This window comes from Lacisediminihabitans sp. (assembly GCF_043726815.1).
Classification (GTDB): Bacteria; Actinomycetota; Actinomycetes; order Actinomycetales; family Microbacteriaceae; genus Lacisediminihabitans.
The window spans coordinates 32,827-54,266 of record NZ_JAYSJZ010000087.1 but is presented as its reverse complement, the minus strand read 5'-3'; the positions used below and the strand labels follow the sequence as shown (position 1 = coordinate 54,266).

Genomic DNA, 21,440 nt, shown 5'->3' with positions numbered 1-21,440 from the left:
GTGCTCGGTGAGATCCTTGATGCGTGCGGTCAGCATTGCGACCTGCACCTCGGGGCTACCGGTATCACCAGGATGGGTGGCGTACTCGTCGATAATCGTCTTCTTGGCATCTGGTGCTAATGGCATAGATGGCCCCTCTCACTCGTTGCGCGGTGCCCGTCACTGAATGTGCGAGCTCTCTTTATCCGCGGCCGTTCGACGGCAACCTTGCGAGTTTAGCATCCCGGAACATCGCGCATCCCCGGGCCCGGGTGACGGTCGATGAGACCGCTAGCTCCCGATCGCGACGAGTGCCTCGTTGTGCTTGAGGAATCCGGGCTTCCAGGGCGGGTCGAACCTGGCGAAGTAGAGGCTCCCCACCGGGTGCAGTCCGGCCCGCTCCACCGCCTCGAGCAGGGCCGCACCGTTCTCCTCGAACTTCGCCTCGCTCCAGCCCCCTCCGAAACTCCGAGCGGCCACGTCGTGGGCTGCCACCGCCCTGGTGCTCACGTGGGCGTCCGTCGGAAGAGGCACGGACGCGATGTCCGTGCCGTCGGGCAGCACAAAGCTCACGGTGTGCGCGTTCTCGGTGATGGGCTCCTGGAGCACCGGGGCCGTCATGGGGATCCTCACGGAGGAGGCGTTTCGCCCGCTGATGTAGCCGATCAGGGGCCGGAAGCCGAGATTGCCGGCGCGCAGGAAGTTGCCCTGCGCACTCACCTGCACGAGAACGTAGTCCGGATAGTGGCGCAACTCGAAGCCGTCGTAGTGACGGATCACCTCGTACCCCTGCTGCTCGGTCATAGCGGCGATTGTAGGCCGCGCAACTGGGGAATTCCCTTCCGAAATCCATGCATTCCTTGCCCGCCGACGGCGTGTCTGGCCGGCCGAGCGGCGTGTCGCCGAGGATTGCATGGATTTCGGAAGGGAGCCGCCGACGAGGGCCACAGGGGCGACGACCTGCCTCACCCGAAGAGACAGGCCGCCGCACGTTCGGCTAGGCGTTGATGATCACCTTGAGCGCCTTAGTCTCGGCCGCGCGACCGAAGACGTCATACGCCTCGAGGATGTTGTCGAGGGTGAAGGTGTGGCTCACGAAATTCTCGGCCACGATCTTCTTCTGCGCGACGAGCTTCAGCAGGGTGCCGAGTGTGTCGGTGTTCACCAGACCCATGCTGATGTTGATGTTGGAGATCCAGAGGTCCTGGAGTGCGAGCTCCACCGGATGACCGTGCACCCCGACGTTGGCGACATGGCCGGCCGGGCGCACGATGTCCACGCACATCGTGAACGTCTGCGGGATTCCGACGGCCTCGATCGCGACATCGACGCCGAGCCCGTCGGTGAGGGCGAGCACCTGGTCCTTCCAGTCGGCGTCGGTCGAGACCACGCCATCCGTCGCACCGAACTTCTTCGCCTGCTCGACGCGGTTCGCGTCCACGTCGATCGCGATGATCCGCGACGGGCCGTAGAGCCCCGCGGTGGCGATCGCGGCAAGCCCGACCGGTCCGGCTCCGATCACGGCGACGACGTCGCCCGGCTTCACCTGGCCGTACTTCACGCCGATCTCGTAGCCGGTGGGCAGAATGTCGGAGAGAACCGTGCCCTGTTGCGGCGTGACGCCGGCCGGCAGCAGGTAGACGGAGGTCTCCGCGTACGGCACACGCACGTACTCGGCCTGGGTACCGTCGATGAGGTGGCCGAAGATCCAGCCGATGCCGGAGCGCCCCTCGTCGCCGAGGCAGTGCGAGAAGACGCCCTGCTTGCAGTAGTCGCAGTGGCCGCAGGCGGAGATGCAGGAGAGGATCACCTGGTCGCCCACCTTCAGGCTGGTCACCGCCGAGCCGACCTCGGTGATCGTGCCCACGCCCTCGTGCCCGAGGATCCGTCCGGGGGTTACCGCCGGCACGTCTCCCTTGAGGATGTGCAGATCGGTGCCGCAGATCGTGGTGGTGACCATCTTCACGATGATGTCGGTGGGCTCCTTGAGCACCGGATCCGGCACGTCTTCCCACGATTTCTGTCCAGGTCCCTTGTAAACGAGCGCCTTCATGATGTCCCTTCGATAGCCGTCAAAGCGACGCTACGGGGCACCGGGCCCCACGGAAGGGACCTTCGGCCCCTCCGTTTGGGTCCGAACGGACTCGCCCGGCGGGCCACGACTGGCAACTCAACCGTCACCAACTGCTCGCCAGCCGACCCCAGCCAGCACTTACTGACGGCCGAGTTGACACACGCCGCGCCCCACCAACTCAACCGTCACTAACTGCTCGCCAGCCGACCCAAGCCAGCAGTTACTGACGGCCGAGTTGACACCACGCCGAGTTGACACACGCCGCGCCCCAGCAACTCAACCGTCACCAACTGCTCGCTGGCGGGCCCCAGCCAGCAGTTACTGACGGCCGAGTTGGCACCACGCCGAGTTGACACCGAGCCGCGTCGACCACGCACGAGCCGCCGGGCCCGGAGCTAGATCAGCCGGACCAGTCCGGCGAGCAGGTCGAGGATGCCCGGAAGCAGAAGGTCGAAGGTCAGGATGAAGGCCGCGACCACACCGAGGAGCCAGATCACCGATCGGGTCTTCGCGGAATCGACCTGCCGCCGAAGTTCCTCGAAGGCGTGGAGGTGCGGACCGTTGTCGTCGGTCACGAAGGGCTGCGTGTGCCAGGTGGTGGGCTCCTCGGCGAACATCGAGAAGTGCACGACCGCCCTCGCCGACAGCACGCTCGGTCGGGCGAGCAGCCAGCGTCGCAGCCGGTTGGAGGCCAACACCGTGACGGTGGGGCGCTTGCGGCCGACCGTGATCGACGCCGGATTGACGACGACGATGAGCGGCGTGACGGTCACTGGCCGACCGGTCACGCCACTCAAGAGTTGGGAGGCCCGCTCGGCCTCGTGCAGGGCAACCCGCAGGTGGTCGTGCTTCTGGCCGCCGACCACGAAGGTGCTGCCGGCGACGAAGACGCGGCGGTCGGCGTGGTTCCTGGTGCTCACGGTGAACATGCCCGCCGGGCCGATCACGATGTGGTCGATGTCCTTGCGGCCGGAGCCGACCGGCACGGCATGCAACACGGTCCATCCGGCACCGAGCTGCGAGAGCACACGGGCCACCTCGATTTCGCCGAGCGCGCCGTGGTACCAGGTTCTGGCGGCCGGATCGAGTGGGCTTCTTCCGAGGAGACGAGCGAGGCTTCCGAGGGGTGCCGCGGTCTGCTGAACGGCGAGGCACTCGCGGATCACGGAGTACGCCGGACCGCGCGAGCGGAGCGACAGCGGAGCGACAGCGGAGCGACAGCGGAGGGCCCACCGGCGCGGGCTGCCCCGGCAGCGATGCTGCCGACGCTGGTCGAACCGGCGCGGACTGCACCGGCGTGGGCCGCGCGATGGACTCCACGTGATCCCGTTCTGCCAGGTCTGTCATCGCTCCCCCAAGCTCCGATATGTCGACCATAGGCCGCGGCAGGAAACGGCGGCAGCCCCAGAACGGGTGCGGTCGGACATCGGTCGCGCAGCATCGCTGGGTGCCTGACGGCACGAGTCACGCTGGACGGCGCGCCTGACAGCGCGGCCGGATCAGCGCGGCCGGATCAGCGCCGGGCGCCCCAGGTTGAGCACTCTTCGGCGACCGCCGAGAGGTAGTCGACCGCCTCGGTCGAATGGACAACCGTGCTCTCAACGAGCGAGCGAACGAGGATGTCGGCGGGCAGCACCCGCACGCGCCGTGCGGCGTCACCGCCGAAGCTCAGGTCGACGGGGTCGATCAGGGCGACGACGGGCGTCACCGCGACCGGCACACCGGCGAGGTCGGTCATGATGGTCGCCGCGCCGTCCGCGCATCGACGCGCGACTCGAACGTGGTCGGTCGGACGCCCATTGATCCAGAGCACCCTCTCGTCGACCCAGACATTCCCGCCGGTCGGCCGCGCGGCGGTGATGGTGAAGACACCGGGAGGGCCGACGACGACGAAATCCGTGCCGAGCCTGGCGAGGTCGTCCGATGCGCGGAGGACGGTCCAGCCGTCATCGAGCTGGTCGAGAAGGGCGGAGACCTCGGCCTCAACGGGAGGACGACGGCGCCAACCGCGCGGTTGGGCGGGCGCACTGCGACGGAGTCCCCAGGAGGGAAGCAGGTCGCGCAGGAGTTGGGAGCCACGGGTGGACGGTGATGCACCCGATGTCGACTCTGCGCCCTCGCGCGAGGTGACACTTGTCATGCGCTCCCCCTGAAGTGGCCCTTCCCGAATGGCCTGTCCCGAACCTAAGCGAGCGCCACCTGCCCGGGAAAGCCCCCAAAGGAGGGCTTTTCTGCCATAGGGTGCGCTCGCAGGCTCCGACCATATCATTGGCGGGGTGAAGCCCCGACGCGCCGAGCCCATCTATCGCACGGCAATCGTGGCCGGAACCGCCCTGTTCACGGCCCTGCGGGTGAGGCGAATCGAGCGCGGGCTGGACAACGTTCCGGCGACCGGCGGCGCGGTGCTCGCCATGACGCACTTCGGCTATCTGGAATTCGCCCTCATCGAGTGGATGACCTGGCTGCACAACCGCCGCCGCATCCGCTTCCTCGCCAAGAAGAGCGTCTTCGACAGGCCCGTCCTCGGATTCGTGATGCGCGGGATGCACCACATCGCGGTGGACATGGCGGCCGGCGCGGATGCGTACGCGAGTGCCGTGGCCGCGCTGCGCGACGGCGAACTCATCGGGGTGTTCCCCGAGGCGGGTGTGAGCGCCTCCTTCACCGTTCGGGAGCTCAAGACGGGAGCGGCACGGTTGGCCGCGGAGGCCGGCGTGCCCATCATTCCGGTCGCGGTCTGGGGAGGCCAGCGGCTCCTCACCAAGAATCGCAAGATCCGCCTGCGCGAGCGGGTCGGGGTGCCGGTGAGCTTCGCCGTGGGATCCCCGATTGTGGTGGCAGCGACGGATGATGTGCGCGCCGTCACCGAGCGCCTTCGGCAGACGATGCAGGGCCTCGTCGACCGCCTTCAGGCCGAGTACCCGGTGGACGGCACCGGCGCCTGGTGGCAGCCGCTCGCGCTCGGCGGCACCGCCCCGAGCCCGCTCGAGGCCGCCGCGGCCGACGCCGAGCGTGACCGGAAACGCCACGATCGCGGCCCTCGCTGAGGGCATCCGCGCCTGGGAGCGCTCCCGATCGACCGACGTGTCCCCATCTCATCGAATCGGCTCAAAAATAGGGACTTTCGCACTATTGCGCGGCGAGCCCGAGGACTACCGTGTCCCTTAGTCGACGTGTCCAGATCACTGCACGGGGCGCCTGACTGCGAGCCTGATAGAAGGATGTAGTCATGACGCCGCTCCACCACCTCACACCGGGGTCTCGCTCAGCGTCGGCCGAGCGCCCGGGCGGGGCGAGCATCCACGATCCTTGGCCGTTCCCGCCGACTGGATAAGGCCCGGCTGCGGTTGGGGGCCACCACCCTTTGCTACCCGAGAAGATCGTGGTAGCCCCAACCGACATCCGGCTAGGCGGGCACAAAACGCGGCCCCTGGTGTACCCAACCCACACCAGGGGTCGCGGCACGCTCGCCAGGGGCGCGGTGATTCGGGACCTTGGACCCTTCATCCCCCCGAGGGTCAACGGTGGGATGGGGCTAGACCCAAGAAACCTCAGGGAGGAACACCGTGACATTCGCCCAGTCCATCCAGACGGTCTTTCGCAAGTACGCCGAGTTCACCGGTCGTGCGTCGCGGCCCGAGTTCTGGTGGTTCGTGCTCTTCAGCACCCTCGGCCACGCCGCCCTGAACGCCTTCAACCTGTTCACGCCCCAGGGCACTCTCTATCTCGGGGCGAGCCTGTCCGGGGTCTTCGGCATCATCATCTTCATCCCGAGTCTCGCCGTGACGGTGCGAAGACTGAGGGATGCGGGCCACGGATGGGCGGACCTATTCTGGATCCTGCTACCGATCGTCGGCCTGATCATCCTGATCGTGCACCTGTGCGACCCGAGTCGCTCCGACGTCGCGGTAACGCCCCAGCCGGGCATGCCGGCCGACGCATCGGCGAGTCCGGCACCGGGCAGCACGACAACCGGGTGACCACGGAACAGGAGAACGCAATGACAACATCGGTGAACAATCCGACTGACCCATTCGCCGGCTACCCCGTCGGCATGATCAAGATCCATCGAGGCGAACCCGTCGCGGTCGCCGTGATCGGGCTCATCCTGGGAATCATCGGCCTGGTCTGGCCCCAGGCGACGCTGTTCACCGTGGCCATCCTGTTCGGCATCTACCTGATCGCCTCCGGCATCTTCCGCATCACGGTGGCGTTCGTGGCCGACCAGTTGAGCACCGGCCTGCGCTGGTTCACCGGCCTCGTGGGCCTCCTGGTGGTCGCCGCCGGCGTGATCTGCCTCGCGAACCCCTTCCGCTCGCTCATCGTGCTCGCCTTCGTGATCGGCGTCGGCTGGATCGCCGAGGGCGCCGTCGACATCATGGGCGCCGTGCGCGGCACCGGCAATCCCCGCTGGCTCGGCTGGCTGAGCGGCATCCTCTCCATCGTCGCCGGCATCATCATGTTCGTGCTGCCCGCCCTCGCGATCAGCGCGTTCGTGGCGATCGCCTCGATCCTGCTGATCATCGTGAGCATCTCGACCCTGTTCACCCTGCCGCGCGCGCGGGAGTCGGCGACCGCCTAGGGCCGCGCACTCGCCTCATCGCGACCGAGTTCGGGCGCCGAGGTTGCGCCGAATTCGTCCCGCAGGGCGGTCACCGCGGCGTAGTAGCCCGCGAGCCCGTGAACGCCGGGTCCCGGGGACGTCGACGACGAACAGAGGTAGATCCCCCTCGCCGGGGTGCGCCACGGCGTGGCCGACAACACCGGTCGAGCCACGAGCTGGGCGATCGTGACATCGCCGCTCGCGATGTCTCCCCCCACGTAGTTGGGGTTGTAGGCCTCCACCTGCTCGGCGGTGCTGCTCGCGCTCGCGAGCACGACATCCCGGAATCCCGGCGCTTGGCTCTCGATCGCAGCCGTGATCGCCTCGGTGCGGTCGACGGTGGAGCCGCGGGGCACGTGCGTGTACGCCCAGAGCGCGTGCGAGCCGGCCGGCGCCCGCGACCCGTCGAACGGGGTCGGCTGGGAGACGAGCACGTACGGATTGCCCGGATGGCGTCCGGCGGCGACCTCACCCTCGGAACGGGCGATGTCCGCCCTCGATCCCCCGAGATGGAGGGTGCCGGCGCCCGCGAGATCCCGGTTGCGCCACGGTACGGGGCCGGAGAGGGCGAAGTCGACCTTGGCGACCGCGTTCCCGTAGCGATAGCGGCCGAGGGCGCGCCGGTAGCGTTCGGGCAGCCGCTCCCCCGCGATCCTCGCCAGGGCACGCGCGCTCGTGTCGAAGAGCACCACCCTCGCCGGCGGGAGGTCACCGAGGTGGGCGATCGCGGTGCCGGTGACGATCTGACCGCCGTGGGCGATCAGGTCGGCCGCCATCGCGTCGATGATCGACTGGCTGCCACCGATCGGAATGGGCCAGCCCTGGGCGTGGGCCGTCGTGCCCAGAACGAGCCCGGTGGCCGCCGTCGCGAGGCTCGGCATCGGCCGCACGGCGTGGGCGAAGACACCGGTGAGCAGGGCGGGCGCCACGTCGTCCCGAAAGCGGGAATTCCAACCGCGGCCGCCCTGCTCCAGCACCCGCAGTCCGAGCCGAGCGACGGTGAGCGGATGCCGCGGAACCTGCAGCACCGACGAGCCGCTGAACTGCGCCACGTCGTTCGCGCGCCGCACGAGGGGCTCGAAGAGCCGCCTCCACGCCTCGCCGTCACGCCCGAGGCCGTCCACGGTGCGGTCGAGGTCGCGCCAGGCGATTCCGGCCCGACCGTCGGCGAGCGGATGCGCGTAGGAAATCTCCGGAACGACGAGCCCGATGCGTTCCCGCAGCTCGAACCGCCGGAAGAAACCGGAGGCCAGGGCCAGCGGATGCACCGCGGAGCACACGTCGTGGTGGAACCCGGGCAGCGTCAGCTCGCTCGTGCGCGCGCCGCCGCCGATGGTCGGGGCGCTCTCGTAGACCCGCACGGTGAGTCCGGCGCGCGCCAGCGTCACCGCCGCGGCCATGCCGTTCGGACCGGAACCCACCACAATCGCGTCGACGACATCCATGCCTCCACCCTGCCCCCGACGCGCGCGACACGCGAGGGGCGCGCCGCTATCGCTTCAGCCGCGACATGATCCAGGCGAGCAGGGAGGAGCGGCTGTCGCCGTCGTCGATACGGTCCTCGTCGATTCGGGACCTCGCACTCAGCGTCCACCTCGGCCGCCATTCTTCACCCGGTAGTAACCTGCCCGAAACGCGGGACTGTCGAGACGGCTGTCGTGCTGGGCCCGACCGCTGGTACACACTTGAATCGGTATCCAGAACGAAAGGCAGCACGTGATTCGAGCAGCAGCAGACGGTTCGGCGCTAGGCAACCCCGGGCCGGCAGGCTGGGCGTGGTACGTCGACGACGGCTGCTGGGCGGCCGGCGGGTGGAAGCACGCCACCAACAACCAGGCGGAGCTGATGGCCGTTCTCCAGCTGTTCCGGGCGACCGCGCACCTCGACGACGACCTCCTCGTGCTCTGCGACAGCCAGTACGTGATCAACTGCGTCACCAAGTGGATGCCGGGCTGGAAGAAGAAGGGCTGGCGCAAGGCCGACGGCAAGCCGGTGATGAACGTCGAGCTGCTCAAGGAGATCGACGAGGCGCTCGTCGGCCGCCGCTACCTCTTCGAATGGGTGAAGGGTCACGACAACCATCCCCTCAACGAGGCGGCGGACGCCCGCGCGCGAGCGGTGTCCGAGGCCTTCCAGCGCGGTCGCTCGATCCCGAGCGGACCGGGGTGGGTGCGCGACGGGGATGCCGTCGCGGCCACGGCCCAGGACGTGGCGTGGACGCCGGGCGGCCGGGCCACCGCGGAACCGGCCCTCTTCGCCCTCGACGACGCGGACGAGGCGGCCGAAGCCGCGGGTGCGACTCTCGTCGTTCGCCTGAACCCCGAGGAGCTCGGCCGGCTCGAGGCGAGGGCGTCGTCGCGCGGACTCACCCTGGAGCAGGCGATCAAGAGCCTCCTCTGACCCGACGCGGTGCGGCGGCCACGGATCAGAGGGCGGGCCCGGCGGCGAGCGTCACGTTCGCGGTGTGGTCCGCGCCGGCGGCATCCGTCCAGGCGATCGAGACGGTGTCGCCCGGGGCGTGGGCGGCGATCGCCGCGCTCAGCTCAGCGGCAGAGGCGACCGGCGTCGAACCGACGGCCGTGATGGTGTCGCCGGCCACGAGGCCGAGGCCGGCAGCCGGTGTGCCGTCGAGCACTCCGCCGACCGTGGCGCCGCCGGAACCCTGCGCGAGCTGCACCCCGAGGAAGGCCGGGTAGCCGATCGTCACCGTGGCACTGGCCCGGCCGGACTCGATCTGCCGGGCGATGCCGAGGGCCGAAGAGATCGGGATCGCGTAGCCGACGACGGACCGGGTGCCGGAGGAGGCAGCGGTCACCACACCGATGACCTCGCCCTGCGCGTCGAGCAGTGGTCCGCCGGAGTCGCCGGAGACGACATCCGAGTCCACCTCGATCAGGTTGCTGAGGCTCTCGGACGAGCCGGCCGACTCCCCCTGCACGGTGATCGACTGTCCGGTCGCCGCCACGGTGCCGGTGGCGGTGACGAGGTGGCCGGTGCCCTCGGCGTTTCCGACCGAGGAGATGGCATCCCCGGCCGAGACCGACTGGGCGGCGTCGTAGGTCGCCGTCTGCAACCCGGACGCCCCGACGAGCCGGAGCACGGCGATGTCGTCCGCCGCATCCGTGCCGACGACGGAGGCCCGGTACGCGACGCCGGTCGACTCCACGGTGACCTCGATGCTCGTCGCGCCCGCGACGACGTGGTTGTTCGTGAGGATGAGCCCGCTCGAGGTCATGATGGTTCCGGTGCCGGCGGCCTGACTGTTCTGGTCGAAGTCGAGAACGGAGACGATCGTCACGACGCCGACCTTCTCGGCCGCCGTGGCGGGCACCGCGCCGGTCGTGATGCTCGCCCGCTGCGTTGTGCCGCCGAGGTCCGAGCCCTGGCGCCCGTCGCCGGGGGCGACGCGCCGGTCGGGGAGCACGGTCTGGCCGGACGAGGTGCTCGTCGACTTTGCCGTCGAGGAGGCGAGGGAGGTCACGATGGCGACTCCCCCGCCCCCGACGGCGAGCAGAATGGTCGCGGCCACCGCCCCGGCGATCAGTGCGCGGCGTCGGCGCGGGATGCCGCCCGCCTCGCCGGTGTCGCTTGTCTGGCCCATCTCGCTTGTCGGGCCCGTGCCTGTCTCGCCTGTGTCGCCTGTGTCGCCTGTGTCGAAGCTATCCATGATTCGCGCCCTTCTCGGTGTGCCATCGGCGACGACACTCCTCCCGCGCGCTCGGCGTGCCCTATGGCTCGGATCGGAGCCGGGCGTGCGAAGGGTATGAATCCGCTGGGAAGAGTCGCGCGGAGCCGGGCCGAGTTCGGTGCAGCGGCAGGGAGTTGCCATTTCGCCGTGCGAAACTGTCGAGGGCCGCGAACGACGGCACCGCAGTGATCCCGGAGGAAAACGCATGACCGGCTCCCTCGTGCTCGACGTGATTCTGTGCCTGCTGCTCCTCGCATACACCGTGCACGGCTTCCGAGCCGGCTTCGTGCTGAGCATCACCGGAATAGCCGGCTTCATCGCCGGGGCCGTCGTCGCCTTCTTCGCGATTCCGCTTATCGCCTCGTGGGTCACCTCGTCCCAGTGGCGGCTTCCGCTCATCCTGCTCGCCGTCGTCGTTCTCATCGGCCTCGGCCAGGCCGTCGGCACCCTGATCGGCAGGGTGCTCCGCCGGGGCGTGGATCGCGCGCCCCTGCGCATCCCCGACCGGGTGTTCGGGGCGGCGGTCACTCTCGTCGTTGGCGCGGTCGTCACATCGATGCTCGCCTTCGGCATCGGATCCCTCGGCGTTCCGTTCGTCTCGAGCGCGATCTCCTCCTCGGCGGTCGTGCAGACCATCGATCGGGTAACCCCCGACCCGGTGAAGGCCCTCGAGGCCCAGGTGCGCGGGCTCGTCGCCCAGGACGGCCTGCCCCGGTTGTTCTCGGCCATCGGCTCCAACCCGGACATTCCGGTGCCCGCCGCCGGCGCAGGTACCGCCGCCCAGCAGACCGCCGCGGCATCCGTGGTGAAGATCGTCGGCAACGCCTACCAGTGCGGTCAGAACCAGTCCGGCAGCGGCTACGTCGCCGCCCGGGGGCGCATCATCACCAACGCCCACGTCGTGGCCGGGGTGACCGAGCCGGTGGTGCAGACGCCGTCAGGCGGGTCCTACACGGGTCGCGTCGTCTACTTCGACGGGGTTCACGACATCGCGGTGATCGCGGTCGACGGGCTCACCACCAGGGTGTTGCCGCTCGGGACGAACCTCGGCCAGGGCGACACCGCCGTGTTCGACGGCTATCCCCTCGGCGGGCCCTTCAGCTCGGCGCCCGCCGCGGTGCGGGGAGTCAACACCGTGCAGGTGCCGGACATCTACGGGGCGGACCCCGCACCCCGTGAGGTCTACTACCTGTCCGCCGACGTGCAGGAGGGCAATTCGGGCGGCCCGGTGATCGACGCCGGAGGGCGAGTGGCCGGGGTCATCTTCGCGAAGTCCGCCACGGCCGATCGACTCGGTTTCGCCATGACCACGAACGACCTGACACCCGTCGTGGCGAAGGCGCCCTCGCTGGCTGCCGCGGTCTCCTCCGGGCACTGCACACGCGGCTGAGCGACGCGTCAGCCCGGGACGAGGACGCAGAATTCCATCCCAGCCTATTGCCGGGCATCCCCCGACCGGGCTAGTCGGCGGCGAGGTTCTCGTCGAGGATCGCGAGCACCCTGGCCCACGCGTCGGACGCCGCGTCCTCGCGGTACGCGATCGGGTTCGTGTCGTTGAAGAACGCGTGTCCGGCCCCCTCGTACACCCGGGAGACGAAGTCGACGCCGGCGGACTGCATCGCCGAGGTCACCCCGGGCAGCGACTCCATCAGGGCCGGGTCGTTCTCGCCGTAGAAGGCCCGCACCGTGCCCGTGATCCTCGGCACGAGCGAGAGGTCGGGCGGCGATCCGTAGAACGGCACAGCCACCCGGATGCGGGCGTCGGCCGCGGCGAGCGCGAAACTGTAGGTGCCGCCAAAGCAGAAGCCCATGACCCCGATGCGACCGTTGATGCCCGGCTGTTCGGCGAGGAAGTCGACACAGTCGATGAGGGCGGCGATCGCCCACTCCGCGTATTCCGGTGCACGCATCGGAGCGAAGGCCTCTCGCAGGCGCGGCTGGCCCTCGGTGCGCACCCGCTCATCCTGGCTCGTCATGATGGCATTGAGCTCGAGGCCGATCTGCGGGCGCACGCCGATCCGGCTGAGGATGTCCGGGGCGATCACGAGGTAGCCCTCCGCCGCGAGGCGGTCGGCGATGCCGGTGATGTGGGGCACCAGGCCCCAGATCTCGTGGATGAGCACCATGGCGCCCTTGGGCGGTGCGCCCGGCGCGAGGGTGGGACGGGCGAGATAGGCCTCGAAGGCTCCGCCGCCGAGAGAGATCGTTTCGGTCATCGTCCGAGTCTGTCACGACCCCGCCTCTGGGATACGGTGGGCCGATGAACGCGAAGCCCACCGCGCGCCGCCCGACGGCGCTCATCACGGGCGCCACTGCCGGCATCGGCGCCGAATTCGCGCGACAGCTCGCCGCGGACGGCCACGACCTCGTGCTCGTCGCCCGGGACCGGGAGCGGCTCGAACGCACGGCCGCCGAGCTGAGGCTGGCCTTCGGCGTGCGCGTGGAGGTGCTGGTCGCCGACCTGGGGCAGGCGGGCGCCCTCGCGACGGTGGAGGCGCGAGTGGCGGTCTCCGAACCCGGGGACGACGCGACCGCCCCCATCACCCTGCTTGTCAACAATGCCGGTTTCGGCCTGCGCCGGCAGTTCGACGAGAGCGATGTCGACGATGAGCAGCGCCTGCTGGACGTGCTCGTCACGGCGCCGATGCGGCTCTGCCACGCCGCGCTCGCCCAGATGCTCCCGCACGGGTCCGGCAGCATCGTCAACATCGCGAGCGTGGCGGGCTACACGCCGCGGGGCAGCTATGGAGCGGCCAAGGCCTGGCTGCTGAGCTTCAGCCGCTGGGCGAACATCGCCTACCGGTCCCGCGGAGTGTCGGTGACCGCGGTGGCTCCCGGCCTGGTGCACACCGAGTTCCACGAGCGCATGAGGGTGAGCGGCGCGTCGGTTCCAGGGTTCCTCTGGCTCGACGCCGAACGGCTCGTGCGACTGGCCCTCGCCGATGTTCGGCGCGGGAGGGCCGTATCGATCCCCACCCTGCGCTACAAGCTGATCGTGGCTCTCGCGCGCGTGCTGCCGAACCGGCTCGCCGCCAAGGGAGACCTGCGGCCGCAGTAGGGCCGCGCTCGCCACTCAGAGCGGGAAACCCGCCGGAAGCGCGAGATGCACGCCGAACGCGGAGAGGCCGCCGAAGCGAACGAACAGCAGTCCGTAGCTGAGCGCGATCCCGACCACGACCCAGGAGAGCCGTCGACGGCGCGCCCGCGCGTCTGCCCGGCGCAGCGCCTCGAACTCGCCGAGCAGCGACGGCAGCGGCGTCGGCGCCTCGACGCCGAGCGGCCAGGTGGCCGGGTCGGCCGCGGCGGCCGCGAGGCGTCGCACCGACGAGGGCGCGAGCAGGCGCGGAAGGTCGCGCAGCCAGCGCGAGAAGTCACTCGAGTGGATGGCCTCCGCCGCCCGAGGATGGGCTCGGATCTCGAGGTCGGCCGGTTCGACCACCACGATGGCGGGCGTCACCGGCGCCGGAGTGCCCGTCGACGCCGCCACCAGTTCGGCGACGAGCCGGGCATCCGTCTCGGCATCCTGCACGGTCGGACGCAGCTCGTCTTCGACGAGGAAGGTGCGCTCCCCCACCCAGACACGTTGGCCGACCGGATAGGCCATGCTCACGGCGATCAGGCCGGGGGGGCCGACGAGAAGGTAATCGAGCCGCGGCCGCTCCCTCGAGATCGGTACCGCACTCACCACCAACCAGTCGTCGCCGAGCGCGGTGAGCGCCTCCGCGATGCGCAGCTCGGCGACGGCGGCGCGAAACCACCGCGTCGATGCCCGGGGCACCGGGTCGACACCGAAGAAGCGGGAGAACGCGGAAAGCGGAGTCGCCTCGGCCTGCCGCCGCATCACCTCGCGCACCGCGACCGATGCCGGGACTGCCGGGACGACGGAGCCCGCGACCGCCTCGTTCGGCTGGCCGACGGCTGAGTCCTCGACGATGGTGATGCCGTCCCCCAACCGTTGTGCGCGTTCCTCCACGGTAGCGACATCCCGGTGTCGGCGAACTCCCCAGTACGGGGTGGCGACACGCGCGGGATGGGGCCGGCGAGCAGAAAAACCTTGCAATCCCGGCACCCGAGGGGCAGGCTGGAACCAGATCAACTCGTCGCCCGGAAGAGCCGCACAGTGTGCCGCACCGGGCGATGAGTCTGTGTGGGCCAGGTTCAGCGAGCCTCCGACTCAATCCTTCCGGAGCGTGAGCGCGAGTCTCGGGCAGAGCGCCACGGCATCCCTCGCCGCCTCGAGCTGGGACGTGGCGAGCGGCACGTCGCCGCCGGAGCCGTCGCGGGCGAGCGGGTAGCCCCACTCATCCCGAGCGAGGCGCTCCGGCAGCAGTTCCGTGCACAGGCCCCGACCGTCGCAGAGCGTCCAGTCGATGTGCAGGGTGGCCGCGGGGCGGTGCTCGCGGCTCACGCCGCCACCCCCGCGCGTGCCCGCCGATCGGCGAGGCACCCGCCGGCCAGGTGTGCCTTGACCTCCGCGGAGAAGACCGTGAGGGCGCTCAGCACGAGCCTGGTGGTGCCGTCGGGGTGGTGGCAGCTCCCCCGCCCGCTCACGAGCGCGGCCAGCCGACGGATCTCGGCGGGGAGTGCGGTGTCGCGGCTCCCGCCGGCGAGCTTCTCGAGCACCTCGGCCATCCTGGGCAGACCGTTCGCGCACGGACCGCACTGCCGAGCCGACTGCGCGGCGAGATAGCCGGCGATGGCCGCCGATGCCCTCAGTCCGCAGGATGCCGAGTCGAGCAGAACCAGGATGCCGGCCCCCGGCGCCGCGCCCAACGGGGCCAGGTCGTGCCGGGTGAGTGGCGTGTCCAGTCGCTCGGCCGGCAGCCAGGCACCGTGGTAGCCGCCGACAAGCACCGCGCCGAGCCCGTCCGTGCTCCCGCCGGCCGCCCTCACGATGGCCGCGATCATCATGCCGCCCGCGACCTCGCGTACGGTCGGCGCGAGGTCGGTACCGCTCACGGTGACGAGCCTCGTGCCCGGCTCGTCCTCCGTGCCGAGCCGCCGGAACCACTCGGCGCCGAACCGCGCGATGAGCGCCGCCTGGGCGAGGGTCTCCACGTTGTTGAGCAGGGTGGGCCGGCCACCGAGTCCCGAGGCGCTGAGGCGTCGGGTCTTGTCCCTGGGCAGCGCCGGTCCCCCCTCGAGGGAGCGGATCACGGCCGACGCCTCCCCCGAGAGGAACGCCTCCGTCACCTCCCGCAGCCGGATCGCCGCGGCGTCTGTGCGCTCCGCGATGGCCCGCGCCACGTACGGCAGGCTCGCCGCCGTCGTCACGAGGTAGAGCTCCCGCGCCCCGACGGTGCGCCCGGCGAGGAGAAGGCCGTCGATCACCAGGTGCGGCGCGGCGCGAAGAAGGGTCGCATCCTTGGCGCTCCGCGGCTCGCCCTCCGCCCCGTTGGCGACGACCACTGCCGCGCCGCCTCGGGACCGCGGGTCCTGGCCGCTTCCGACCGCCGCGAACTTGCGCCAGGCCGGGAACGCCGCGCCCCCGCGTCCCTGCAGGCCGGATGCCTGGAGCTCGTCGATGAGGTGGGCCGCCGAGGCGTTCGGCACCGGACCGAAGGTCGCGAGGTGGCTCGCCAGGTCGGGAGCCGGCGAGGCGAAGAGCCTCCCCGCCCCCGTCGGCGGTCGCACACCACTCGCTGTTCCGCTCATCGTGCCTCTCCCTTCCGCGCGTTCCCGAATTCGATGAAGTTCGCCGAGACCCGCCAGGCGACCGCGATCGCCACGACCACGACGCTGGCGAGCGCGAGGGCGAGAAACCAGACCGACGTCCCGTCCGTGCCGTTTCCGATCGAGTGCGCGAGGGCGACCGGCCAGAGCGCGTAGGTGAACCAGTGCACGACGCGGAAGACGCGTCGGCCGATCCAGCGTCTCAGCAGGCTCGTGACGACGATGGCCAGCATCAGGTCGAGCGCGACGGTGCCGAGGCCGAGCCAGAACGGCTTGGCGGCGCCCAGGAACGGCACGAAGAAGTCCACCACCTTCAGCTGGGCGTAGGAGTCGAAAAAAAGCGAGACGATGTGGATCACGAGGAAGACGCTCGCCAGCAGCGAGGCGTTGCGGTGCACGAGGGTCACCGAGAATCGCGGCAGCCCGAGGAGCGGGCGCCCGGAGCGGGTCACGATTCCGAGCACGACGGACACCGTCAGGAGCAGGAGCGCCACGACGCCGGTGCCGCGGCCGAGCGCCCAGAGCGCCTCGTTCATTGCGCGACCCCCTCGGTGCCCGCCTCGGCCGGCCAGCCGCCGAGGGTGACGACACGGGCCTCACGGTCCACGAGCCGAGCGGGCAGGCCGCGGTCCCGCACCAGTTCGAGCGCGCGATGCCCGCGCACGATGCAGGCCGTGCTCACGGTGTTGGCCTCGACGCAACTGCGCGCCGAGACGGTGGCGCTCCGCCAGACCGGCTCGGCCGGGCGCCCGAGGCGCGGATCGAGGATGTGGTGCATCCGCTCGCCCGCGCGGGTCCACTGGCGCTTCTGGGTGCTCGAGGTCGCCAGGGCGAACCCCGCCGCGAGCGTGACGGTGGCCCGGGGGTCGGCCGGCAAGTCCTGCACGAGCACGACCCAGCCGCCGGCCGGCGATTCTCCCGCGGTCGCGATGTCGCCGCCGAGGCTCACGAGCACCCCGGTGGGCAGCTCGGCAACGACGCGCGCCGCCGCGAGATCGGCGGCGAAGGCCTTCGCGGTCGCGCCGAGGTCGAGGGCGAGGTCAGACGGCACCGTGAGACGGCGTCCGTCGAGCAGCACCCTGCGCCAGCCGGGCACGATCGCCACCCGAGTGACGGTCAGGCCGAACGAGCGGTCGGCCACGAGGGCGATGTCGCGGTCGTAGCCGAGCGAGGCGAGCTCGTTGCCGAGCGTGGGGTCGACGTCGCCGTCGGTGATCTCGGCGGAATGGAGGGCCTCACGCACGAGCACCGCGAGCATCCCGCTCACCTCGACGCCGTTCGGCAGATCCTCGGACAGCCGGGCCAGCTCCGAGTCCGCACGAAAGCGGCTGCACGCCGCGTCGACCTCATCCAACACCAGCCGGGTGATCTCCACCGCCCGCTCGAGGTGCTGCGGCTCCGTGACCACCACGCGGGCGGTCATGCTCCAGACCGGCCAGTCGGCCGCGTTCCCCGGCACGTCAGGAACCGGTCGTCTGGGCCTGGCTGCTGCTGGGCGTGCTCGATCCGACCGATGAGCCGAAACCCGAAGCCGCCGAGCCGCCGGTGCTCGTGGACGTGGACGTGGAGGCGCTCGAGGCCGACGTCGTGGAGCCCGCCGCCAGGGCGACGCCGCCGACGGCCGCCGTGCCGATCACGCCGGCCACCGCCAAAGCCGCGGTGAACGCCCTCGTGCGACGCTTGCCCAGTTCCCGTACGTTCATGACTCCCGCTCCTCCTCCGTCGCGTTCTCGCGATAGGGAGAGTGTCGGGCCCGCGCCTAAGCGGTTCCTATGAGCGCCCTGTGGGCCGACTCAGAGCATCAGACCAAGTCAGAGCATCAGATTGGTCGCGAGGAACTCGTTCACGTCGTCGAGTTCTTCCCGCGAGATGGAGTGCCCGATGCCCGGGTAGAGGCGGGTCGTGAGAGTCGAGTGCGCCGGAAGCCAGGCCTCGGTGCGCTCGATGGCCGACTGTGGGATGACCGGATCCGCGGCATCCCTCCCCCAGAAGACCGGCGGTCGCAGCGCCCGGAGCCGCTCGTCGGCGGGAGCCTCGCCCTGGATGACGAACCCGGCGAGGTTCACGAAGGCGGCGAACCGCTCCGGGGCGTGCCTCGCCAGGTGCAGCGTCATGGCCCCGCCCTGGGAGAAGCCGAGCAGGCCGACCGGGCCCGTCGCCGGCACGGTGTCGAGCCATTCGAGCAGCGCGACGACCGCCCCGTCCGCCGCGACGAGGCTCGGCAGGCCGGGCTCACCGACCGGGAACCAGGAGAATCCGTCGCCGAGGGCGAGCGGAGCGCGAACCGAGGCGATCACCGCCTGGGGCGGAAGAAGCGGCGCGAGCGCGAACAGATCGTTCTCGTGCGACCCTCGGCCGTGCAGGAGCACGAGCAACGGCCGGGACGCGAGCGCCTCACCCCGTTCGGCCTCGGAGACCGACCAGACGACGGCGGACGAGTCGATGGCGAGACTTGACGACATGAATACAGCCTAGGCGGAGACCCTCGCGTGATCCGCATCCCCTCGGGCAAACCGATTCGGCCGGGGTGCCGAACCATCAGTGGCGACGGGGGATGCGTCGGCGGCCGCCGGGGGTGGCGTAAAGCCGCCGACGCAGGCCGATACCCGCATGGCTGGGGGCGTCGCCGGGAGGGCTGCTGTGGTTACCAGCCTTCCCGGAGGCGCATGGGCCTAGTCGACGTCCGGCCCGAGAATCGCGTTCGCGACCGTCGAGTGCACCGAGTCGTCGTTGCTGGGGTGGAAGCCGCCCGCGAGCACGTCGCGGTACAGCCGGCCCAGCTCGCTCGACGACGAGAACGCCGCGCCGCCGGCCACGGAGATGGCCTGGTCCACCACGTAGCGGGCATTGCGGGTGGCCCGCCACTTGAGCCCGACCAGCCCACGGAACCACTGGTCGCCCCGGTCGGCGAGCGCGTCGATGTCCCCGGCCAGCGACTCCAGTTGCGGCCAGAGCGCGTCCTGCGCGAGGGCGGCATCCGCGATCTTCCACCGGGTGGCCGGGTCTCGGTCCTTCGTCGTTCCGGTGCGCGCGGAAACGCGGGACCTGGCGGCGGAGACGGCGAGTTCTAGGGCACGCTCTCCGATGCCGAGATACACCGCGGAGACGAGGATCTCGAAGTTGGCGAAGATGGCGAAGATGAGCGGATCCGCGTTCGGGCCGGGGGGAAGCCGGCGCACGATGCGATCGGCGGCGGCGACCACCCCGTCGAGCCTGGTGCTGTTGCTCTGGCTCGCCCGCATGCCGATGGTGTCCCAGTCGTCGTGGATCGTGATGCCCGGGGCGTCCCGGGTCACGAAGGCGTGGACGAGCTTCGGCGCGTCGTGCGAGACGGTGTCCAGACCGAAGAGCCCCAGCCTCGTCCAGGCCGGCGAGAGGCTCGTGAAGATCTTGGTGCCGGTGAAGGCGTAGCCGCCGTCCGGTAGCGGCCGGGCATCCGTCGTGCTCCCGAAGAGCACGAGGTCGTTTCCCGCCTCGCTGATCGCGAAGGCGAACAGCTCGCCCGCCGCCGCCTCGGTGAGCACAAACTCGAGCGAGTCGTCCCCCCGATCGCGCAGCGTCTTCGCGATGCCGGTCCAGACCAGGTGCATGTTCACGGCGAGCGCCGTGGCGGGCGCGGCCTGCGCGAGCCTCGCCTGCTCGTGGGCGAGCTCGACGAGAGTGAGTCCCGCGCCGCCGAGTTCCACCGGGACCAGGGCGGCGAGGTAGCCGGCGGCCCGTAGCTCATCGAGGTCTTCGGAGAAGAACCGGTTGTCGCGGTCGTAGCCCGCCGCCCGGTCGTGGATGCGGGCGAGCAGGGCATCGTCGAGAATCGTCACCGCTCAAGCATTGCACCGCTCGTCTCCGAGCCACCCCGTCTCTCCCCTCCTCTTCTCTTCTCTTCTCTTCTCTTCTCTTCTCTTCTCTTCTCTTCTCTCCCTTTCCGAAATCCATGCATTCTTGGCCAACACGCCGCTCAACTGCGCGCTCGACGGCGTGTCGCCGAGAATTGCATGGATTTCGGAAAGGGGGCCGGGAGCGCGCAAGAATGGATCGAGTGAGCGCACCCCTCGACACCGCGCCGCCCACGCGGTCGCACCTGATCGACCTCGCCCCGCTGCGGGAGAGCCCCGCGTTCGCCAAGCTCTGGATCGGCAACTCGATCTCGGGAATCGGCGCCCAGATGACGATCGTCGCCGTGGGGCTGCACATCTACCAGATCACCGGGTCCACGTTCGCGGTCTCTCTCGTCGGCGCCTTCGCTCTCCTGCCGATGATCGTCTTCGGCCTCTACGGCGGAATGCTCGCCGACGCCTTCGACCGCCGACTCGTGCTCCTGGTCGCCGCGATCGTCGCGTGGGCGTCCACGATCACCCTCGCCGCGCTCGCCTGGACGGGGGTGGAGGTCGTGTGGCCCTTCTACCTGCTCACCACCGTGAACGCGGTCGCCGCGACGGTGATCGGCACGGTGCGCTCTGCCGTGCTCCCGCGCCTGCTCCCGCCCCGGCTGCTGCCGGCGGCCGCCGCGCTCTCCGGGGCGAGCTTCGGGGTCATGGTCACCGTCGGTCCGGCCATCGCCGGGGTGCTCGTGGCCACGGTCGGCTTCGGCTGGACATACACCGTGGATGTCGTGCTGTTCCTCAGCGCGTTCCTCGGCATCGCCGCCCTCCCCCGTCTTGCCCCGGAGGGCGACATCCATCGCCCGGGACTGGAGTCGCTGCGGTATGGGCTCGCGTTCCTGCGAACGGCTCCCAACATCCGCATGTCCTTCGTCGTCGACATCATCGCGATGACCTTCGGCCAGCCGCGCGTTCTGTTCCCGGCGGCCGGCGCGCTCGTTCTCGGCGGCGGGCCCGTCACCGTCGGCGTGCTCACCGCGGCCGGGGCGCTCGGCGCTCTGCTCAGCAGCCTGCTGTCCGGCCGGGTCGGCCACCGGCGCTGGCACGGCCGCGAGATCACGAGGGCGATCCTTGCCTACGGCGCGTTCATCGTCGGCTTCGGCGTCGTGCTCGCGATCCTGGGCCTCGGGCTGTTCGGCCAGGTCGCTGGGTCGGTCGCGCGCCCGAACGTGGTCGCGATCGTCGTGGCATCGATCATGCTCGCCGGCGCGGGGGCGGCGGACAACGTGAGCAGCATCTTCCGCCAGACGATGCTGCAGACCGCGGTGCCGGACAACATGCGCGGCAGGCTGCAGGGGGTCTTCACCGTGGTCGTCACCGGCGGTCCTCGGGTCGGCGACATCTTCGTCGGGGTCGTCGCGGCGATCGGGGCGCTCTGGCTGCCCCCGCTTCTCGGCGGCCTGATCATCGTGAGCCTGCTGCTCGTCGTCACCCGGCTCCAACGGGGCTTCCTTCGCTACGACGCGCTCGCCCCCGCCCCCTGAGCCCTCCCTTTCCCTGCCAGTCCCCTGCCCGTCCCCTGCCCGTCAGCTTCCGAAATCCATG

The 21,440-nt window shown here is 70.3% G+C and carries 24 protein-coding genes; 7 read left to right on the top strand and 17 right to left on the bottom strand.

The window, feature by feature from the left end; translation table 11 throughout:
* The 5 genes from ACHZD8_RS13590 to ACHZD8_RS13570 all read right to left on the bottom strand — a co-directional run.
* The coding region (locus ACHZD8_RS13590) for a 30S ribosomal protein S15 (RefSeq protein WP_394770967.1) at positions 1 to 126 on the bottom strand (126 nt) is incomplete at its 3' end.
* 144 nt (positions 127 to 270) lie between these two features.
* Positions 271 to 783, bottom strand: coding sequence for an SOUL family heme-binding protein (locus tag ACHZD8_RS13585; RefSeq protein ID WP_394770965.1), 513 nt, complete (start codon positions 781 to 783; stop codon positions 271 to 273).
* A gap of 193 nt (positions 784 to 976) precedes the next feature.
* Positions 977 to 2,032: a zinc-dependent alcohol dehydrogenase family protein gene (locus ACHZD8_RS13580; RefSeq protein ID WP_394770964.1), complete on the bottom strand. Its 1,056-nt coding sequence runs from the start codon at positions 2,030 to 2,032 to the stop codon at positions 977 to 979.
* A gap of 416 nt (positions 2,033 to 2,448) precedes the next feature.
* On the bottom strand, positions 2,449 to 3,219 hold the full coding sequence (locus ACHZD8_RS13575; RefSeq protein WP_394770963.1) for a nuclease-related domain-containing protein: 771 nt from the start codon (positions 3,217 to 3,219) through the stop codon (positions 2,449 to 2,451).
* A 347-nt stretch (positions 3,220 to 3,566) separates the two neighbouring features.
* A complete protein-coding gene (locus tag ACHZD8_RS13570) occupies positions 3,567 to 4,193 on the bottom strand; it encodes a hypothetical protein (RefSeq protein WP_394770962.1) in 627 nt (208 codons plus the stop codon).
* 136 nt (positions 4,194 to 4,329) lie between these two features.
* Here ACHZD8_RS13570 and ACHZD8_RS13565 point away from each other — a divergent pair, with 136 nt between their 5' ends.
* From ACHZD8_RS13565 to ACHZD8_RS13555, 3 genes are all read left to right on the top strand, one after another.
* On the top strand, positions 4,330 to 5,100 hold the full coding sequence (locus tag ACHZD8_RS13565) for a lysophospholipid acyltransferase family protein (RefSeq protein ID WP_394770961.1): 771 nt from the start codon (positions 4,330 to 4,332) through the stop codon (positions 5,098 to 5,100).
* A gap of 519 nt (positions 5,101 to 5,619) precedes the next feature.
* Positions 5,620 to 6,033, top strand: coding sequence for a DUF805 domain-containing protein (locus ACHZD8_RS13560; protein WP_394770960.1), 414 nt, complete (start codon positions 5,620 to 5,622; stop codon positions 6,031 to 6,033).
* 20 nt (positions 6,034 to 6,053) lie between these two features.
* Positions 6,054 to 6,635: an HdeD family acid-resistance protein gene (locus tag ACHZD8_RS13555; protein WP_394770959.1), complete on the top strand. Its 582-nt coding sequence runs from the start codon at positions 6,054 to 6,056 to the stop codon at positions 6,633 to 6,635.
* On the opposite strand, the gene ACHZD8_RS13550 is transcribed toward ACHZD8_RS13555, so the two are convergent.
* Positions 6,632 to 8,101: a phytoene desaturase family protein gene (locus tag ACHZD8_RS13550; protein ID WP_394770958.1), complete on the bottom strand. Its 1,470-nt coding sequence runs from the start codon at positions 8,099 to 8,101 to the stop codon at positions 6,632 to 6,634. The two genes, ACHZD8_RS13555 and ACHZD8_RS13550, sit on opposite strands and share 4 nt — an antisense overlap.
* Before the next feature lie 271 nt (positions 8,102 to 8,372).
* Here ACHZD8_RS13550 and ACHZD8_RS13545 point away from each other — a divergent pair, with 271 nt between their 5' ends.
* On the top strand, positions 8,373 to 9,056 hold the full coding sequence (locus tag ACHZD8_RS13545; RefSeq protein WP_394770957.1) for an RNase H family protein: 684 nt from the start codon (positions 8,373 to 8,375) through the stop codon (positions 9,054 to 9,056).
* A 25-nt stretch (positions 9,057 to 9,081) separates the two neighbouring features.
* On the opposite strand, the gene ACHZD8_RS13540 is transcribed toward ACHZD8_RS13545, so the two are convergent.
* The gene (locus tag ACHZD8_RS13540) at positions 9,082 to 10,257 is read right to left on the bottom strand and encodes a S1C family serine protease (protein ID WP_394770956.1); all 1,176 of its coding nucleotides are present in this window, start codon (positions 10,255 to 10,257) and stop codon (positions 9,082 to 9,084) included.
* 292 nt (positions 10,258 to 10,549) lie between these two features.
* Here ACHZD8_RS13540 and ACHZD8_RS13535 point away from each other — a divergent pair, with 292 nt between their 5' ends.
* Positions 10,550 to 11,734, top strand: a complete 1,185-nt coding sequence (locus ACHZD8_RS13535) for a MarP family serine protease (protein WP_394770955.1) — start codon at positions 10,550 to 10,552, stop codon at positions 11,732 to 11,734.
* Positions 11,735 to 11,804: 70 nt separating this feature from the next.
* Here ACHZD8_RS13535 and ACHZD8_RS13530 read toward each other — a convergent pair whose 3' ends face one another.
* Complete coding sequence (locus tag ACHZD8_RS13530; RefSeq protein ID WP_394770954.1) at positions 11,805 to 12,560, bottom strand: dienelactone hydrolase family protein; 756 nt, start codon at positions 12,558 to 12,560, stop codon at positions 11,805 to 11,807.
* A 44-nt stretch (positions 12,561 to 12,604) separates the two neighbouring features.
* Between ACHZD8_RS13530 and ACHZD8_RS13525 the strand changes: the two genes are divergently transcribed.
* On the top strand, positions 12,605 to 13,402 hold the full coding sequence (locus ACHZD8_RS13525; protein ID WP_394770953.1) for an SDR family NAD(P)-dependent oxidoreductase: 798 nt from the start codon (positions 12,605 to 12,607) through the stop codon (positions 13,400 to 13,402).
* Between the two features lie 15 nt (positions 13,403 to 13,417).
* On the opposite strand, the gene ACHZD8_RS13520 is transcribed toward ACHZD8_RS13525, so the two are convergent.
* The 9 genes from ACHZD8_RS13520 to ACHZD8_RS13480 form a co-directional block, all read right to left on the bottom strand.
* Positions 13,418 to 14,317: a hypothetical protein gene (locus ACHZD8_RS13520; RefSeq protein WP_394770952.1), complete on the bottom strand. Its 900-nt coding sequence runs from the start codon at positions 14,315 to 14,317 to the stop codon at positions 13,418 to 13,420.
* Positions 14,318 to 14,518: 201 nt separating this feature from the next.
* A complete protein-coding gene (locus ACHZD8_RS13515; RefSeq protein WP_394770951.1) occupies positions 14,519 to 14,752 on the bottom strand; it encodes a ferredoxin in 234 nt (77 codons plus the stop codon).
* The gene (locus ACHZD8_RS13510) at positions 14,749 to 15,999 is read right to left on the bottom strand and encodes an NADH-ubiquinone oxidoreductase-F iron-sulfur binding region domain-containing protein (RefSeq protein WP_394770950.1); all 1,251 of its coding nucleotides are present in this window, start codon (positions 15,997 to 15,999) and stop codon (positions 14,749 to 14,751) included. Before ACHZD8_RS13510 ends, ACHZD8_RS13515 begins: the two co-directional genes overlap by 4 nt.
* A complete protein-coding gene (locus ACHZD8_RS13505; protein ID WP_394770949.1) occupies positions 15,996 to 16,553 on the bottom strand; it encodes a ferric reductase-like transmembrane domain-containing protein in 558 nt (185 codons plus the stop codon). The genes ACHZD8_RS13510 and ACHZD8_RS13505 overlap by 4 nt, the downstream gene beginning before the upstream one ends.
* Complete coding sequence (locus ACHZD8_RS13500) at positions 16,550 to 17,476, bottom strand: FAD:protein FMN transferase (protein WP_394770948.1); 927 nt, start codon at positions 17,474 to 17,476, stop codon at positions 16,550 to 16,552. Before ACHZD8_RS13500 ends, ACHZD8_RS13505 begins: the two co-directional genes overlap by 4 nt.
* Position 17,477: 1 nt before the next feature.
* The gene (locus ACHZD8_RS13495; protein WP_394770947.1) at positions 17,478 to 17,720 is read right to left on the bottom strand and encodes a hypothetical protein; all 243 of its coding nucleotides are present in this window, start codon (positions 17,718 to 17,720) and stop codon (positions 17,478 to 17,480) included.
* A 108-nt stretch (positions 17,721 to 17,828) separates the two neighbouring features.
* Positions 17,829 to 18,479, bottom strand: a complete 651-nt coding sequence (locus ACHZD8_RS13490; protein WP_394770946.1) for an alpha/beta hydrolase — start codon at positions 18,477 to 18,479, stop codon at positions 17,829 to 17,831.
* A gap of 210 nt (positions 18,480 to 18,689) precedes the next feature.
* Positions 18,690 to 19,835 carry an acyl-CoA dehydrogenase family protein gene (locus ACHZD8_RS13485; protein WP_394770945.1) on the bottom strand — a complete coding sequence of 382 codons (1,146 nt, stop codon included), beginning with the start codon at positions 19,833 to 19,835 and terminating at the stop codon, positions 18,690 to 18,692.
* Positions 19,836 to 19,838: 3 nt separating this feature from the next.
* A complete protein-coding gene (locus tag ACHZD8_RS13480; RefSeq protein ID WP_394770944.1) occupies positions 19,839 to 20,042 on the bottom strand; it encodes a hypothetical protein in 204 nt (67 codons plus the stop codon).
* Positions 20,043 to 20,044: 2 nt separating this feature from the next.
* On the opposite strand from ACHZD8_RS13480, the gene ACHZD8_RS13475 reads away from it, so the two are divergent.
* On the top strand, positions 20,045 to 21,379 hold the full coding sequence (locus ACHZD8_RS13475; RefSeq protein WP_394770943.1) for an MFS transporter: 1,335 nt from the start codon (positions 20,045 to 20,047) through the stop codon (positions 21,377 to 21,379).
* Positions 21,380 to 21,440 lie beyond the last annotated feature (61 nt).